This window comes from Arthrobacter sp. CMU6 (genome assembly GCF_059090205.1).
In genome coordinates, this window is the sequence record NZ_JBNHFL010000080.1 from 1 (window position 1) to 902 (window position 902).

The window sequence follows — 902 nt, forward strand, 5'->3', positions numbered from 1 at the left end:
GCGTTCGGGTTGAGCGCGGTGGAGATGTCGTCGAAGTAGCCGGTGCCGACTTCGCGCTGGTGCTTGGTTGCGGTGTAGCCGCGGGACTCGGAGGCGAATTCCTTTTCCTGAAGTTCGACGTAGGCGCTCATGCCTTCGCGGGCGTAGCCGTGGGCGAGGTCGAACATCGAGTAGTTCAGGGCGTGGAAGCCGGCCAGGGTGATGAACTGGAACGTGAAGCCCATGGCGCCGAGTTCGCGCTGGAACTTCGCGATGGTGTTGTCGTCCAGGTGCTTGCGCCAGTTGAACGAGGGCGAGCAGTTGTAGGAGAGCATCTGATCCGGGAACTCGGCCTTGACGGCCTCGGCGAACTTGCGGGCCAGCTCGAGGTCCGGGGTGCCGGTTTCCATCCAGATGAGGTCCGAGTACGGGGCGTAGGCCTTGGCGCGGGCGATGCAGGGTTCGATGCCGTTGCGGACCTTGTAGAAGCCTTCCGCGGTGCGGACCGGCTGTCCCCCTTCGCGGAGGATGAATTCCTGGTCGCGCTCGTCGACGTCGGAGGTGATCAGGGTTGCTGCCTCCGCGTCGGTGCGGGCGATGACCACGGAGGGGGTGCCGGCGACGTCGGCGGCCAGGCGGGCCGCGTTCAGGGTCCGGACGTGCTGCTGGGTGGGGATCAGGACCTTGCCGCCGAGGTGGCCGCACTTCTTCTCCGAAGCGAGCTGGTCTTCCCAGTGCACGCCCGACGCGCCGGCCTGGATCATGGACTTCATCAGTTCGTAGGCGTTCAGCGGGCCGCCGAAGCCGGCCTCGGCGTCGGCGACGATCGGGACCAGCCAGTCCTCGACGGTCTGGATGCCTTCGGAGAATTCGATCTGGTCGGCGCGGAGCAGGGCGTTGTTGATGCGGCGGACCACGGTGGG

Annotated in this window: 1 protein-coding gene; it reads right to left on the minus strand. The window is 66.4% G+C overall.

All coding sequences use genetic code 11. The features are described from left to right. Positions 1 to 902, minus strand: a 902-nt coding sequence (locus AC5RWD_RS23135; protein ID WP_494022258.1) for an isocitrate lyase/phosphoenolpyruvate mutase family protein, incomplete at both ends; no start/stop codon positions are given.